The sequence below is a fragment of the Cronobacter sp. HA18006 genome, assembly GCF_011605445.1.
Classification (GTDB): domain Bacteria; phylum Pseudomonadota; class Gammaproteobacteria; order Enterobacterales; family Enterobacteriaceae; genus Cronobacter; species Cronobacter sakazakii.
Window position 1 is genome coordinate 1 of record NZ_JAANQB010000019.1, and the last position, 526, is coordinate 526.

The following is a 526-nucleotide window of genomic DNA, read 5'->3' on the forward strand; positions in this document are numbered from 1 at the left end:
CATCCGTCACCCGCTCCGGCAGGCCGTTGAGTTCGGTGTGGTACCAGTAAATTTCGCAGTCGTCGAAAACGCTGTCGACGCGCGCCAGCGGCTCGTAGCTGCCTTCGGTGTAGACGTACTGAACGTACTGGTCCGGCTCGCGGTCGCTCTGTTCACCGGCGAGCTGCAGACCCTGCCAGTCGAAGCGGATGGTTTCCGGGGCTTTCTCACCGTAACGCCAGAGCACCTTGTGCGTCCTGCGGCCAAGCGGGTCATAGCGGTACTCCACCCGGCGGAACTCCGTGTTCCCCTCAAACCGAATCTCTTTTACCCGCTGCTCATCGTCATAGGCAAAGTGCTGAATAACACCAGACTTGTCCCGCCGCTGAATCAGCCGCCCGAACCCGTCATAGCCCAGCTTCAGCCCGTCGAGGCGCAGCAGCAGGTTATGCCACACCGGTTTGCGGTGCTCCTCGGTGCGGTTGCCCGCGGCGTCCCAGAAAAAGCGTTCTTCTTTCTGCGGCTCAACGGCTTTTGTGACCTGGCC

Annotated in this window: 1 pseudogene; it reads right to left on the reverse strand. The window is 61.4% G+C overall.

What is annotated here, in order from left to right:
• Positions 1-526: pseudogene (locus G9X48_RS09055) on the reverse strand (type IV secretion protein Rhs); the annotation flags it as partial.